The 15,186-nt window shown below is 61.3% G+C and carries 12 protein-coding genes; 9 read left to right on the top strand and 3 right to left on the bottom strand.

Annotation, left to right across the window (positions count from 1 at the left end):
- Nucleotides 1-96: 96 nt before the first annotated feature.
- Nucleotides 97-810, top strand: a complete 714-nt coding sequence (locus AC3WWH_RS18500; RefSeq protein ID WP_058320881.1) for a 5-formyltetrahydrofolate cyclo-ligase — start codon at nucleotides 97-99, stop codon at nucleotides 808-810.
- On the opposite strand, the gene AC3WWH_RS18505 is transcribed toward AC3WWH_RS18500, so the two are convergent.
- The gene (locus tag AC3WWH_RS18505; RefSeq protein WP_058320880.1) at nucleotides 771-1,100 is read right to left on the bottom strand and encodes a hypothetical protein; all 330 of its coding nucleotides are present in this window, start codon (nucleotides 1,098-1,100) and stop codon (nucleotides 771-773) included. The genes AC3WWH_RS18500 and AC3WWH_RS18505 overlap by 40 nt on opposite strands.
- A gap of 334 nt (nucleotides 1,101-1,434) precedes the next feature.
- Here AC3WWH_RS18505 and AC3WWH_RS18510 point away from each other — a divergent pair, with 334 nt between their 5' ends.
- Complete coding sequence (locus AC3WWH_RS18510) at nucleotides 1,435-1,644, top strand: dodecin (protein WP_057249612.1); 210 nt, start codon at nucleotides 1,435-1,437, stop codon at nucleotides 1,642-1,644.
- A gap of 190 nt (nucleotides 1,645-1,834) precedes the next feature.
- The gene (locus tag AC3WWH_RS18515; protein ID WP_058320879.1) at nucleotides 1,835-2,455 is read left to right on the top strand and encodes a pentapeptide repeat-containing protein; all 621 of its coding nucleotides are present in this window, start codon (nucleotides 1,835-1,837) and stop codon (nucleotides 2,453-2,455) included.
- A 193-nt stretch (nucleotides 2,456-2,648) separates the two neighbouring features.
- Here AC3WWH_RS18515 and AC3WWH_RS18520 read toward each other — a convergent pair whose 3' ends face one another.
- Nucleotides 2,649-2,855, bottom strand: a complete 207-nt coding sequence (locus AC3WWH_RS18520; RefSeq protein WP_057249614.1) for a hypothetical protein — start codon at nucleotides 2,853-2,855, stop codon at nucleotides 2,649-2,651.
- 1,126 nt (nucleotides 2,856-3,981) lie between these two features.
- Here AC3WWH_RS18520 and AC3WWH_RS18525 point away from each other — a divergent pair.
- The 5 genes from AC3WWH_RS18525 to AC3WWH_RS18545 all read left to right on the top strand — a co-directional run bounded on the left by AC3WWH_RS18525 (nucleotide 3,982) and on the right by AC3WWH_RS18545 (nucleotide 10,717).
- Complete coding sequence (locus AC3WWH_RS18525; RefSeq protein WP_058320878.1) at nucleotides 3,982-4,743, top strand: GGDEF domain-containing protein; 762 nt, start codon at nucleotides 3,982-3,984, stop codon at nucleotides 4,741-4,743.
- 361 nt (nucleotides 4,744-5,104) lie between these two features.
- Nucleotides 5,105-6,553, top strand: coding sequence for a TolC family outer membrane protein (locus tag AC3WWH_RS18530; protein WP_373419816.1), 1,449 nt, complete (start codon nucleotides 5,105-5,107; stop codon nucleotides 6,551-6,553).
- 33 nt (nucleotides 6,554-6,586) lie between these two features.
- The gene (locus AC3WWH_RS18535) at nucleotides 6,587-8,764 is read left to right on the top strand and encodes a type I secretion system permease/ATPase (protein ID WP_492377168.1); all 2,178 of its coding nucleotides are present in this window, start codon (nucleotides 6,587-6,589) and stop codon (nucleotides 8,762-8,764) included.
- 60 nt (nucleotides 8,765-8,824) lie between these two features.
- Nucleotides 8,825-10,105: an HlyD family type I secretion periplasmic adaptor subunit gene (locus AC3WWH_RS18540; RefSeq protein ID WP_057249622.1), complete on the top strand. Its 1,281-nt coding sequence runs from the start codon at nucleotides 8,825-8,827 to the stop codon at nucleotides 10,103-10,105.
- A 3-nt stretch (nucleotides 10,106-10,108) separates the two neighbouring features.
- A complete protein-coding gene (locus tag AC3WWH_RS18545; RefSeq protein WP_113399256.1) occupies nucleotides 10,109-10,717 on the top strand; it encodes a ribbon-helix-helix domain-containing protein in 609 nt (202 codons plus the stop codon).
- A gap of 80 nt (nucleotides 10,718-10,797) precedes the next feature.
- Here AC3WWH_RS18545 and AC3WWH_RS18550 read toward each other — a convergent pair whose 3' ends face one another.
- Complete coding sequence (locus AC3WWH_RS18550; protein ID WP_492377145.1) at nucleotides 10,798-11,724, bottom strand: transglutaminase-like cysteine peptidase; 927 nt, start codon at nucleotides 11,722-11,724, stop codon at nucleotides 10,798-10,800.
- Between the two features lie 513 nt (nucleotides 11,725-12,237).
- On the opposite strand from AC3WWH_RS18550, the gene AC3WWH_RS18555 reads away from it, so the two are divergent.
- Nucleotides 12,238-15,186 (top strand): beta strand repeat-containing protein (locus AC3WWH_RS18555; RefSeq protein WP_492377146.1); only part of this gene is annotated, 2,949 nt, incomplete at its 3' end.

A 15,186-nucleotide genomic window follows, 5' to 3' on the forward strand; every position in this document is an offset into this window, starting at 1 on the left:
AGCTGCTTTATTGTTCTCGAATGGGAAATGATAATCAAGGTGATCTCGTGAAACTGCGTTCGAAACATTCCCGGAAACGGAGAAAGGCCATCGACCATGTGCACGCCTGATGAGGACGATCTTCCGTCGCGCTTTTCATCACCGCCTTGCCTGATGCACGAGGTGGATCCGGCCTATATGGGCATGGAGTCTCCAGAGGCGATCTCGATTGTGCAATGGCGGGAGCAGGAGAGAAAAAGGCTGATATCCGCGCGACAGGGCATTCCGATTGCAGAACGGACCGCACGGACAGACGCGATCGTTTCTGCGCTCGACCAACTTCTGCCCAACGTTCGAGGCGAAACGATTTCGCTGTATTGGCCGTTCCGTGGTGAACCGGATCTGCGCTCTTGGATGAACACGCTCATTGCCCGCGGCGCCAACTGCGCATTACCGGTGGTGCTCGCCAAGGCAAAACCTCTCGGCTTTCGATCCTGGCGCGCTGGCGAGGCGCTCGAGAGGGGTGTTTGGGGGATCCCAATTCCGACCGAGGGGCGGGATGTTCAGCCGACCATCGTCATCGCACCGGTCGTCGGTTTCGACGAGAGCGGTTGTCGCTTGGGTTATGGTGGGGGCTATTACGATCGTACACTCGCCGTGCTTCAACCGAAGCCATTCGTGATCGGCGTTGGGTTCGAACAGCAGAGAATGGAGAGCATCAGGCCACAATGGCACGACATCGCGATGGATGCGATCGTGACCGAAGGGCGAACGCTTTCATGCACCGTCGGTCAAGGGCGCAAGGGTGCGAGTTCCGCGAACTGCAGATAGAAGCCGAGCGACAGGATGGTGACCGCGAGCGCAACGGTACGTGAGGCGAACCGCGCCGCCAGCCATGAGAGCGCTATGCCGGCGACGACTGCCATTACCCCCAGTGATGGCCCCTGATGACTGAACGCCAATCCCAAAGCGGTCAATCCAGATGACATCGCGAGCGTTGTTCGCACCGCATCGCCGCGCGATTGCTGGCCGCGGCCATTGCGCACGAAACTCAACTCCGTCAGGCTGAAGGCCATTGAAACGCTCAGCAGCAGCGACAGCAGCAACCCACTCCACATCATCCGACAATCCCTTGGTTGGATGTTTCAGACAGAGTGAAGCAAGAGTTGGGCCACCTGAAACGGTGTTGCATTTGCACGACCGCGCGTCCGATTTGCGGGAAAAACTGGCCAGTGCCAGGCAAACTGCACGTTCCTTGTGCAAATCACGCGGTCGCTGGGCATGGGCATGATCCGCTTTGAGGTCACGCTCGCTTTCCAGGACGACCGTAGTCGAAGCAAGCCGTGGCGATGCCCGCAACTCGCGCGCGTCGCTTTCGATGCGTGGGGCAGGTGCTGCTTTCGTGATTTGCCTGTAGGCTTGGTGATCGCTTCTAGAGGCAACCGGGAGGGTGTCATGAGTGACCATGTCTACAAGAAGGTAGAACTTGTCGGCAGTTCGAAGTCTTCCGTTACGGAGGCGATCGAAACGGCGATCGCGCGGGCGTCGAAAACCATGAGAAATCTCGAGTGGTTCGAGGTCGATCAGATCCGGGGCCACATCAAGGACGGCGAAGTGGCGCACTATCAGGTGGTCATGAAGGTCGGTTTCCGGATCGACGACTGACGCGCGGCCGGGCTGGTCTTCGGCAGCTGCCGGTTACTAGAATCTGTCGACTCTGCTAGTCAGGTTGAACAGTCTGTCGACCCTCGCGTGAAGCGAGGTCGCTGCCGGTGTCCTCAATTGTTGCCCGGTCGAACAGGATGACCGAACGGCAGGCGTTCGCCGTCTAACAGAGCTCAATGGATGGATGACGATGGCTGAACGACGATATGGCGAAGTGCCGCCGAAGATAGATATCACGATTGCCGGTGCGGACTGGTATGGCCGGCAGATCGATCGCGAGCGTCATCAGAACACTCTGTTCGTCGATCTCGACCTGACCGAGGCGCAGACCGTTGGTGTCGTCTTCCACGAATGCACCTTCCGGCGGGCGCGCTTCAATGCCTCGTCGCATCAGGCGGGTGCCTTCGTGAATTGCACTTTCGTGTCCTGCAAATTCTTCGACAGCCGGTTCACAGAGTGCAAGTTCGTCGGCAGCATGTTCGATACATGCGACTTCGACCAGATGCAGGTCTCAGGCGGCGACTGGTCCTTCGTCAGCTTGCCCGGCGCCGGTCTCGGCCGCGCATCCTTCAAGGAAACCCGCTTGCGGGAGGCAGACCTTACCGGTGCCTCCTGCAAGGGTGGCTCGCTGAGAGACGTCGATTTCTCCGGCGCGTGGCTGCACGGCATCGATTTCACAGCCTGTGATCTCAGAGGCAGCGACCTCAGTGCGATCGAACCGGAAAACGTGCACCTCAAGGACGCGATCATCACGATCGACCAAACCATCACAATCGCCGAGGCATTAGGCCTCGACGTGCGGCAGAAGTGAACCCTCCTCAAGAACTGGATGCGTTGATGAAGGACAGGCGCGCGCCATTGCGTTCTGGTGACAGGCGAACGGCGAGCCCTCCGGACCGCGAACCACAAGCCAGATGTGCGGCTGATCGCTACCCGCCCCCCTCCATTTGGATATCCGGCGCTCGCCCCTATCGCGAGACCGGTGTGCATCCCGACGGCTCAGGTCACTCCGCGGTCAGACCGTCAAAGACTTCGAGCATGGCATCGCTGATGGCTTTGCCGAGCGCGGCGGCAGTTTCCCCCAGCGTATCCTCATTCATGTCGCGAGCGGCCATAGCAAAGGCGGCGCCCTCGGCGGTGACGATTTCCTGGGCGCGCTGGATTGCCCAAAGTGCGAAGTCGCTGCGGCCGCTGATCTCGACGGTTTCCATGATTTCTCCTGAGTGGTTTGACCGAGTGGCTTATAGCCGATTTAGCAAATATTGGAGCCGCGCGCTGGGGCGCGTTCGAAAGATCCACATGCGTCTCGGCTAGATCTGATCGTTTCGGATGAGAAAGGCCCCCGGACAGTCGGCACTCCATCGTCTCAAGGACGGCGGGCGGGCGCTCGCGCGCAGTTGAGCGATAGGCAAACCCCGACGCTGAGATCAGCACCGCCTAGCCCGAATTGAGGAGTTCGCCACCCTTTTGATTCGTTGCCTTTAATGGCCTTCGCTGTCACCTTGATAGCTCGTGAATGGCCACCGGGCGGGCTGTATGCTCGGCCGGATTCATTGCCGGTCACTCACGGCATTGTTTGTAGAGACATTTTAGGCCTGTCGTGAATTACGGGACGGAGGAGGAGCCGCCCCGTCTCACGCCTGCGAGATGTCTCATGTCCGCCAGCTTCGGTCAACGTAGCCGTGCACTTCCGCGCTGCGTGGGTTACTTTCCGATTGTCTGTGGGATGTAGACGACAGCCTGATCACCACCGTCCGAAAAAGCGCCGCCGACGGCGAGATAGGCGGTAATGGCGAGGGCTGAAAGAAGCATGATTCCGACCGGCAGTCCGGTTGATGCCCTTTGTTCTGGCCAACGCTCCCTGTCGTACATTATCGGTTCCTTTCGTGGCGCTTCAGCATCGGGCGAGGGCGCCCGGCGGAATAGGAACGCCGAAAGACGGGGAGGGTTCCCGACCTTGTCGCAGTTGAACGGACGCATGGGCCCTATCAAGCGCCGAAGACAAGGCGCGCTTCGTCGGTTGTCGGCGGTGCACCGCGTACTGAGAACAAAGCGATCGACGGCAGCCAGCGACTGCTTTGGGCAGCGTTGCTGTGCGCGAGCCCGGTCGGTAAGGTGACATCCGGCATCGAATCGCTTCTTTTCGTCGGTGCAGGTTGACGGCGCGTTCAAGCCCGCGGGAGGGACCGGCAAGCTGCTTTCGGCGAACCGGATATCCCGTTTTGGAGCATTTTTCTTGGAAAGCCCGCATACTGCATAAAGTTGTAGGTACCCTGGAAATGGAATATCCATAAACTCGCGCTAGACCGATCGTCATTGGTGAATCGGGAGCGGTGGATGCGAAGAGAAGTACAGTTCAACGGGCAGAGGGACTGGCGAATCGCGCGATATGTCATCGGTGGCATTGTTGGTTTCGCCGTACTCGCGCAGGTTTTGGTCTATCTCAGCCTGGTGGCTCTCGTCGATCGGCCCTATGCGGCCGCCGTGGTTGGCGCCGCGTTGATCTCCCTGTTGATGGGCGTGCCGCTGATCGTCCTCGCGGCGACGCAGTTTCGCCGGGCCCAGCGCCTTCGCAACCAGATCAACCATGTCGTCGCCCACGATGCCACGACGGGCTGCGTAACCGGCCGCGGGCTGGTCCAGCAGGTCAATGGCCTCGAGCGTCGCCGGCAACGCGCCGGCGAAGAGCTTCACGGAGCACTCATTCATCTCAGGATCAACAACCTCGACGATGTCGGTGCCGCTTTCGGTCCGGCCTGGAGCGAAGAACTGCTCCAGTTCGTCGCCTCCACGATCAGCACCTCGGTGCGGCGCGATGACATCGTCGCTCGAACCGGCCCGGCAAGCTTCGACGTTCTTTTGGTCGGCGCGAGCGAATCGGATGCCGAGCACGTTTCCATCCGCCTGACGAAGGCATTGGCTTCGGCACACTTCTCGGCAGACGGCAGCAAGGTCGATCTGGCAATTAGCGTCGGCGGCGCATTGTTCGACGGCAGCGTAGATCTCGAACGGTTGCGCCGTGCGGCAGCATCCGAAACTGTATTGGTTGCCAGCGAGGGAACACAAACCGTCGATTTCGTCCGGCTCCCTTCAGCGTGATTTACTGGGTGCCGGCGCCAGTGACGGGAAGACGGGTAATCTCCGCTCGCAGCGGCTGAGGCCATAGTGAGGATTTCGCGCTGCCGTTGCGTTGACGGCAACGTTGCAACGGGCCGAAGCGCCTTGTTACCTTGGGCAGCCGCGGCTGATTTATTTTATTTCAATAGGTTAACGGTTACTCTTGTTGCCACACGAATGTTCCATTTTTGCAACATAGCCGTGCGAAAGCTTGGGGCGCCATAGAACCACCCCAAAATTGGTGGCCGCGTTATATTACCTCTGTATTATCTATCGGTAAATTTCGGCAGTTGTAACGCACGCTCGGATTCGCCAGCATGACGTACGGATTGCGAGGGGGATAATATTGAAAGTGGGGAAAACTTTTAAGGGCGGACTTTTTTCCATTCTGCTCGCGTCAACCGTATTTGCAGGTGGCGCGGCCGAAGCGATGACGCTGAGGGAAGCGCTTCAGATCGCGATGGAATCGAACCCGGAAATCGGGCAGTCGATCGAGAACCGCGAGGCAATCGAGTTCGAACTGCGGCAGGCGCGCGGTCTCTATCTGCCGAGCGTCGACATGGAAGCTTCGACGGGCGTTCAACATCTTGAGGACGAAGCCCGTCGCCTTGGTTCCATTGAGAACGATCCGCTCTATCCTTCCGACGTCGGGCTGACCATTACGCAGAAGCTCTTCGATGGCGGTGGTCGTCGCGCCGAACTGGAGCGTCAGGCTGCGCGCGTCGACAGCGCCTCCTTCCGGGTCCTCGAACGGTCCGAGACGATCGGTCTGCAGATCGTCCGCGAATATTTCGAATATATTCTCCAGCAGCAGATCGTTGCGGAAGCGCGCAAGAACGTCGGCGTGCACCAGTCGATCCTGTCGGATATCAGCTCGCTGATTTCAGGTGGCGCCCTGACCGATGCGGATCGCCAGCAGGCGAGTGAACGCCTGTTGTCGGCCAAGGCCCGTCTGCAGGAAGCAGAGGAATCGCTCGAAACCGTCAAGATCAGCTTCAACCGCCTGGTTGGCCAGCCCCTCACGAAGCCGTCCATGCCGAAGTCGGTCGCCGGCGTTCTGCCGAAGACGCTCGAGACGGCAATCGGTATCGCCCGCGGCAGCAATCCGCGCATCAAGGCCGCCGATTCCGACATCAGCGCTGCAGATTCGCAGGTCAAAGCGGCACGCTCGAACATGCTTCCGGAAGTCTTCGCCGAAGGGCGTGTGCGCACCGGCAACGATATCGACGGCGCGACCGGCAACAGCTGGGATGCCCAGGCGCGGATCGTGGCGAAGTGGAACCTCTATCGTGGCGGCATTGATATCGCCAACGAGCAGGAGCAGATGCGCCGCGCAAGCGAACAGCGGCTGGTCTTCCACCAGGCACATCGCGAGGTCGAGGAAGCCGTTCGCATTTCCTGGGAACGCCGTAACAGCCAGTACGAGATCTCCCGCACGCTGAACGCGCAGGCTCAGATGAACGTACAGCTCGTCGAGTCCTATCGCGAACAGCTCAAGGTCGGGCAGCGTTCGCTGCTTGACGTGCTCGGCGCGCAGAATTCGCGTTTCAATGTCAGCGTTCTAGCGAAAACCTCGCAGTACGCCGCTCTGTTTGCCGAGTACCGCCTGCTTGCGGCGACCGGCCAGCTCCTGTCGACGATGCAGATCAAGGCGCCGGCCCAGGCCGAAGCCTATGCCCGCAACGAGTTCAATGTTCCGGATACGCCGCCCACGGAAACCTATCGCCGTGTTCCTTCGCGCCAGACGAACGACTTGCCGCTCGATTTGTTGGCGCCGATCCGGCAGAAATGATAGTCCTCGTCAAGGTGGACACAATCGGTGGTAGTGCAAAGCATTGACAGGCATGTGCAGATCGGCCCGTCTTTGACTGGCTTTTCCGAGGCGTTCAAGGAGATCTGTATCTTCTTGAACCGCCCCTCGTCCGACAGCGTGCTTTATTCCGACGTTCCTTTTGACGCGCGGTTGCCGAGCGCCGAGGACGTCTCACGTATTGCGGAGCGGGTCGGCCTGGAAACGGAAATCGTTTCCGGGCGCGGGATCGGGAATCGTGATTTCGTGTACCCGCTGCTGCTCGTCTTTCGTGACGGCAGCGCCATGGCGCTTTTGGAAGAGGCGCCTGACGGCACGTTGAACCTTTCGAACAGAGCTGTTGCCCCCGGCGAAGCGGCGGTGAAACTGTCTGAGTTGCAGCTCGGCGGTCTCGCCTATGCCTTGTCCTTCTCAGCCACCTATCTCAATACGGCGTCCGGCCGCGGCGTCGGTGAGGCCCGTAACATCGACCGCCGGCATTGGCTGACGGCCACGGTCAAGCCATTCTGGCAAGCCTATGTGCAGGTGGCGATCGCGGCCTTTTTCATCAACGTGCTGGCGCTGGCCGCGCCGCTCTTTACGATGAACGTCTATGACCGGATTCTGCCGAACAAGGCGATGGCGACACTTTGGGTGCTGGCGCTCGGCATCAGCACCGCCATTCTGTTCGACTTTCTGCTCAAGACGGTTCGTGCCGCGCTGATCGACTATGCCGGACGGAAGGCTGACCTGAAGCTCTCCTACATGCTGTTCGAGAAGATACTGCATGCGACGATGGCATCGCGGCCACCTTCGACAGGCGAATACGCCAACCGAGCGATGCAGTACGAATTCGTTCGCGAGTTCTTCACCTCGAATACGCTCAGCACCCTCATCGACAGCCTTTTCGTCTTCGTTTTCATCGCAGCGGTCTACGCGGTCGCAGGCTGGATCGCGCTCATCCCGGCGGTCGCGTTCCTCTTGAGCGTCTTGATCGGCTATGTCGCGCAGTACAAGATCGGCAACCGCGTCGCCGCCGCCTCGAACGAATCAGCCCAGCGCCAGGCGCTATTGGTAGAGACGATCAGCGCCATCGAGACGGTGAAGACGCTGCATTCGGAAAAGCAGCTTTTGCGCCGCTGGAACGAACTGGCCAAGCACTCTTCGAACACGGCCGAGCAGATCAAGGAAATCTCCTCCTGGGCCTCGCACGCGACACAATTCGTGCAGCAATTGGTGACGGTCTGCATTGTCGTCGCCGGCGCTTACGAATTCACTGAAGGCAACATTTCCTCGGGCGCGATCATTGCGGCCAGCATGCTTTCCGGCCGTGCCGTCGCGCCGCTGGGGCAGATTGCGATGACGCTGGCACGGCTGCGTCAGGCGATTTTGTCGCTGCGCATCCTAAATGCGGTGATGGAGCAGCCGGAAGATCGGCCGGACACGATCGGTTTCGTCAACCGCGAGATCCGCAACGGCACTATCACTTTCACCAATCTCGATTTCGCCTATCCGGGAACCGACTACAAAGTGGTCAGCGGCATGAACGTGACGATAAAGGCGGGCGAGCGTGTTGGCATCATTGGCCGCATCGGTTCGGGAAAGACCACGCTCGGCCGGCTTCTCGCAGGTCTCTACGCGCCCAGCGCCGGCCGTATTCTGCTCGATGGCGTCGATATCCGGCAGTTGCATCCCTCCGTCGTCCGCTCGGCCGTCTCCTTCGTGTCGCAGAATTCTGACCTGTTTTCCGGCACCATCAAGGAAAACCTGCTGATGGCGAACCCGACCGCCAGCGATGAAGAAGTGGTCGCGGCAGCCCGGCTTGCCGGCGTCGACGACTTCGTCTCCCATCATCCGCGTGGCTATGACATGCCGGTCGGTGAGCGCGGTTCCCAGCTTTCGGGCGGGCAGCGCCAGGCGGTCGCCATTGCCCGGCTGTTGTTGCGCAAGCCGAAGGTGGTGTTCCTGGACGAGCCTTCCGGGGCCATGGACCTCGCCAGCGAGCGTGAACTGATCAACAAGCTCTCCAATGTGTTCAGCGGCGATGTCACCCTTCTGATCTCCACGCACCGTCACAGCATGCTGAGCCTCGTCGATCGCCTGCTTGTTCTCGACCGCGGGCGCCTCGTCGCTGATGGCCCGAAGGCCGCGGTCATCGAACAGTTGCAACGACGCTCCGGTCCTGCCGGACCGGCCGAGGGGGCGGGGTTGTGATCCACGCTCTCGACATGACGACGAAACAATGCCTGTCCGCAAGTGGCGGGAGGGGGCAGCATGACTGAGAAACCGCCGCTTGCCGCGCGCGCCGGACTGCTTGTCATCGGCTTGCTGATCAGCTGTTTCGTCGCCTGGGCGGCGATTGCCGAGGTAGACGAAATCGCACGTGGCGAAGGCAAGGTCATTCCCGTCTCGAAGACGCAGATCATCCAGTCGAGCGAGCCCGGCATCGTGCGCGAGATCGCCGTGCAGCTCGGGCAGGTCGTCCGCCGCGGCGACCTGATCCTGCGGCTCGACGATACGGCCAGCGGCTCCTCGCTTGGCGAGCTCGAAGCCAAGGCACGGTCGCTGCGCGCGCAGATAGCGCGCTTGGAGCTCGAAGAGAGTGGGGCCTACGACGCCAAGTACAATTGCCCCGAGAATATCGCCAAGGTCGCACCGGCTATCTGCGCCAACGAGGAGCAACTGCTCCAGGCGAAGGCTGGAAACTTCAACAACAAGCTGTCGGTCATGCAGGCCCGCGAGGGCCAGCGTCAGAAGGAACTGGCGGAGGCGCAAGCCAACATCACCCGGCTGACCGAAAGCCTGCAGGTCACGGAACGGGAACAGGGGCTCATCGAGCCGATGGCCAAACGCAAGCTCATCGCTCAAACAGAGCTACTGCGGGTCGAAAAGGAATTGACCGACACCCGGGGACAGCTCGCCCTCTGGAAGCAATCGGTCGGCAAGCTGGAGGCGGCGCTCGAGGAGGCGTCGCTGCAGGTCACCGAACTCTCCCTGCAACTGAAGCAGGAGGCCCTGGCGGAAAAAACGGAGGCCCTCTCGCAGCTTTCCGTGATCGACGAAACGATCCGCGGGGCGACCAGCCGGGTCGCCAACACCGATATCCGTTCCCCGGTCGATGGCATCATCAATACGTTAGATGTCAACACGGTCGGTGCCTATGTGACGCCGGGCGCAGTGATCGGCGGCGTCGTGCCGACATCGGAGACGCTGCTCGTCGAGGCGCGGCTTTCACCGCGCGACGTCGCCTTCGTGCGTCCGGGCCAACCGGCTTTGATCAAGGTCTCCGCCTATGATTTCTCGATTTATGGCGGCCTCGGCGGCATCGTTGAAACCGTCAGCGCCGACAGTCTCGTCGACCAGAACAATGGCGAGACCTATTATCTCGTGCGCGTTAAAACCGACACGGCTGCGCTGGTGAAGGACGGGCGGGAATATGCCATCATGCCGGGCATGATCGCTTCGGTCGATATCATGACGGGCAAGAAGACGATCCTTGCCTATCTGATGAAGCCGATCAACAAGGCGCGTGAGGAAGCTCTGCGGGAGCGCTGATGAATGAACGAAACGCAGCCTCCACCGTCCGATGAGGACCTGAGCGCGCTGCGGTTCCGCGTCGTCACCATCGGCGGTCAGCGCCGCGGGATCAAGCTCGAGGAAATCTATTGGCAGTGTCTTGGCGAGCTTGCCGCGCGGCAGGGACGAAGACTTGCGGATATCGTTGCAGCTTGTGAAAGAGAGCTTGAAGGCGAGGGGAATTTGACGGCGCGACTGCGCTACGTCGCCACGCGCTACATGCGCGACGAGCTTATCGGTGCCAGGCAACGCAGCAATCTGGCGATCGTCGCCGGCCAGGTTCGCGCCAGCCCAACGCCTGCCTTTGCGCTCACGGGAAACAAGAACATCGTCGCCTTCAACCCCGCGTTCCTCTCCTTTGTCCAGTCGCGGGTTCTGCGGTCGCAGCAGCCGCAGCCGGCGCGCGGCTTGAGGCTCGCCTTCGATGTTCAGTTCGTCGATCTTGTCCGCCGTTTGAAGGCAGCTCCAGGTGAGCCGCAGCCCGCGGGTTTCACTATCGGCGTGCAGGGGCAGGTGACGCGCGGCAAACTCAACGCCGCACTGGCCCCGCTTGCCGACCAGGACGTGATCATCGGCTTCATCCTGGCCTGAGAGCTCGGAGGTCCGCCTGCCGCGAGGACGGCTGGGCGGCGTTGTCTGATCGGTGAAGACGTCGACGTTGGAGCCGAGGTTCAGCGAACCGCAACGCCTTCGCCGGGCATGACATCCGAGAAAGGTGCGGCAGACGCGACCTTATCGCCGGTGGTCTTGATGCCATGGATCCAGGAGCGATCGGCGCTGACCGAAAAGAGCGCCTGATAGCTCGGAAGCGCGCGGTCAAGCTTCACCTCGTCACTCAGGTTGTCGAGAATGAAGTGGCCCTGGCTTGTCGTGATTGCCAGCACCGCGTGATAGAGGTTGCGCCGGACATCGCGAAGTACAACGATCGACATGGCCTCTGACGGCAGACCGGCCGCCTTCAGGGCAGCCATCTTCAGGATGGCATAGTCTTCGCAGTCACCCTTGCCGCGGGCAAGAATTTCATCCGGCTTTGCCCAGTAGTCCTTGGAGCCGTAGTTCTCCGCGTCCGGCTGGTAGCGCACGATCCGATTCACCGTGCGGTTGATGCCGCTGATTTTCTGGCGGAATGCAAGACCGTTGGCGTTTTCGATCGCCTTGCCGAGAATGCCGCGGGCGGCACAACCGCTCTCCTGTGCGCAGCGGTTGAAGTCCGCCGCCACGACTGCCGGATAGACGGTCTTCCATTTGCGCGCCACTGGGATTGAAGAGACGCGGAAGGCGACCGAATGGAACACGGCGGAGGGTTCCGACTCTGCCGCTGCCTGGCCGCCGAGGCTCGCGCGCGCAGTCACCGCCACCTTCTGCACCTGCCGGCTCTTCAGAGCCTCGGAAGCCTGCTTCGACAAGGTGTTGATCGTCTCCGTGGCGACGGCTGCCAGGGGGCTTGCCATGCTCAGCAGCTGCTGGAAGAGACCAGCGTGGAGCATACCGGACTGGCCCGCCTGAACGGATGATGTCGCAGATAGCGACACCAGGCCGATCGCGAACACCGAAGTCTTCAGGTATTTTCCGCAGTGCTTCCAGCTGTTCTTGTTCATTGCCGTGTCTCTCGGTTTCGTGAGGACACTGTACGAACGAAAAGAAAAATGCCGGTAAAGCGGTATGTATTATTTAGTGTGCTCCGGAACAATACGTTTTGTATAAAATTTTATTCAAATTTTATACTTGTGTATTCTTTCGGATCAGGTCGCCAGCCCACCTTGTAGACACACCCGCAACATCGTCATTGGCGGCATGTCGCGTGGATTGCAAATCGCGACCGTTTGTTTCGCAGATCCTCCTGAAGTTCCCTAAGCGATAAGCCCGCATGTCGATTCAATGGAAGGGCTCAGGTGTCGTCGAGCACGATTTCCGGGCTACTTTTTCGAGTCGCCGTGCCCGCGCGGAAGATGGTTGCGGACCAATGACCAGAAATACTAAATTTGTACTAAGCTCACCAATTTTGGGTATTAGCATAATATATTATGCTGTTTTTCGCTAATCCCTCAGCCCCCGATTGCGCTCCAAAAAGCTTGGTGTTTTCTTGCTCGCAAAGGTCGAGGGGTATTTCTATGGCAACCGAAGGCACCACAATTTCGAACGAAGCCGCCGCTACGCAGGCAGAGGCAATCGAGTTCCGCAACGCGCCGGATGGCAAGGCTGACCGACTGGTGGCGCAGGCGGCGACGGGAGAAGAGGGAGAACCCCAGCTCGCCGACCCGGCAACCGGAGCGCCGGTGAAAGGCGCCGAGACTGCGCCACAGACTTCGCCCATGCCCGCGACGGTCACCGCCGATGCTTCGAACGTGGTGCACCTGCCCGCAGGCGCGTCGATCGAGAATATCAAGGTCGTCGGTACCAATATCGTTTTGGAACAGCCGGACGGCTCGACGATCACCATTCTCAACGCCGCATTGAAGGTTCCGACCTTCGTCATCGGCGACGCTGAAATCCCGCGCGAAACCCTGGTGGCTGTGCTCGGCGAAAACGGCATCAACGTTGCAGCGGGTCCGGACGGCAGCATCAGCGTCGTCTCGAACCAGAGCAGCGGCGGCGGCTTTGGTGACGCCAACGCGGACATTGGCCAGGCCGGACCGGTCATCGGTCTGTTGCCGCCGACCGCCCTGGAATTTCCGACGCTTGAGGCGACCGAGCTTCTTCCCTTTACGCTTGACCCCAATGACAATCCGTCGATCATCCCCGATGGCGGTAGCAGCGATCCCAGCGGCATCCTTGTGAGCGACCGGCAGGTCGACGAAGCTGGCCTCGCCAGCGGATCGCGCGCCGGCGATGGCAGTGCTTCGGTCAACGGCATCTTCACGATCTCCGATCCGGACGGCCTGGACGATGTCGCCAGCCTGACGATCAACGGCCAGACTTTCGCAATCGGCGGACTCGTCGGCCAATCGGTCGCGGGCCTGTTCGGCGTGCTGACCATCACCGCGTACAACCCCGCCACTGGCGCGGCGCAGTATACCTATGAACTGACGAGCCCCGTTACTGGCTCCGGCCCGGGCGCAAATGTCGAGCAGGACCGGGATACCTTCAATCTGACGGTCACCGACGTTGACGGCGCGACGGGTACGGCGACGCTGCGCGTTGATATCGTCGACGACGTTCCCTCGATCGGTATCACGGATCCGTCCTCGTCCAACGTGGTCGAGGGCCAGGCGCTTGCCGGCAACTGGACGCTGACGGCCGGCGCTGATGGTGTCAGCACCGTGGACGTGACGGTCGGCAACACCACCCAGACGCTGGCGCTGACGGCAGGTCAGTCGGTGGTGTTCGCGCTTGCCGAAGGCACGCTGACGGTCAATGCCGACAAGACCTGGTCGTTCGATGCGGCCAGCAACCTCAACAATGCCGGTGGCGTCAACGTCACCTTCTCGCTGTCGGCCACGGATGCCGACGGTGACACCACGAGCGACAGCCAGACGATCAGCATCACCGACGGTGCTGGCCCGACGGTCGATCCGCTTGCGGCTTCCGCATCGCTGACGCTCGACGACCAGACCCTTGCCGACGGCTCGGCGCCGGGTTCGACCACGAGCGCCGGCACGATCGGCTTTGCGGCCGGTTCGGATGCGATCGCGACGATCGCGTTCGGCGACACCAGCGGTCTGACCGGGGCACTGACCTGGGACCGCGTCTCCGACACGCAGATTATCGGCCGCGCCGGCGGTGTTGCGATCGTCACGCTCGACCTGGTGCGCAGCGGCGACAGCGCCACGGTAACGGCGACGCTGAACGACAACTACGCCAGCCATCCCGGCATCAACGCCGACGACCTTGCGAGCCTCGGCTCGGTCAAGGTGATCGCCTCCGACACGGACGGCGACACGGCCGAGGGCACGGTGAACGTATCGGTCTCCGACGACGTTCCGGTGGTCGGCATCACGGATCCGGCCTCGTCCAACGTGGTCGAGGGCCAGGCGCTTGCCGGCAACTGGACGCTGACGGCCGGCGCTGACGGTGTCAGCACCGTGGACGTCACGGTCGGCAACACCACCCAGACGCTGGCGCTGACGGCAGGTCAGTCTGTGGTCTTCACGCTTGCCGAAGGCACACTGACGGTCAATGCCGACAAGACCTGGTCGTTCGATGCGGCCAGCAATCTCAACAATGCCGGTGGCGTCAACGTCACCTTCTCGCTGTCGGCCACCGACGCCGACGGTGACACCACGAGCGACAGCCAGACGATCAGCATCACCGACGGTAGCGGTCCGACGACCGCAGCGGAGGGCGGAACCGCGTCGCTGACGCTCGACGACCAGAACCTCGCCGACGGCTCGACGCCGGGTTCGAACACGAGCGCCGGCACGATCGGCTTTACGGCCGGTTCGGATGCGATCGCGACGATCGCGTTCGGCGACACCAGCGGCCTGACCGGGGCACTGACCTGGGACCGCGTCTCCGACACGCAGATTATCGGCCGCGCCGGCGGTGTTGCGATCGTCACGCTCGACCTGGTGCGCAGCGGCGACAGCGCCACGGTAACGGCGACGCTGAACGACAACTACGCCAGCCATCCCGGCGTCAATGCCGATGACCTTGCGAGCCTCGGCTCGGTCAAGGTGATCGCCTCCGACACGGACGGCGACACGGCTGAGGGCACGGTGAACGTATCAGTCTCCGACGACGTTCCGACGGCGGTTGATGACGGTGCCCAGAGCGTTGTCGAGGGTGGGGCGCAGATCAGCGGCAACGTGCTCGGCAACGACACGGCCGGTGCTGACGGTGCGACGCTGACCTCAGTGACGATTGGTGGTACCGAGCATACGGTTGCGGCTTCGGGCTCGACGCCGGTCGTCACGGCGAACGGCACCTATAGCTTCACGTCTGCGGGTGCATGGACGTTCACGCCGGTTGCGAGCCTGAACAGCACTTCGGCCGTGAATGCCGGCTTCAGCTACAAGATCACCGATGGCGACGGCGATACGGCGACTGCAGTGCAGCCGATCAGCATCACCGACGGTACTGGCCCGACGGCGACGGACGGCAGCGCATCGATCACCGTTGCT

This window comes from Ensifer sp. EB106-03-01-XG145, from assembly GCF_058792075.1.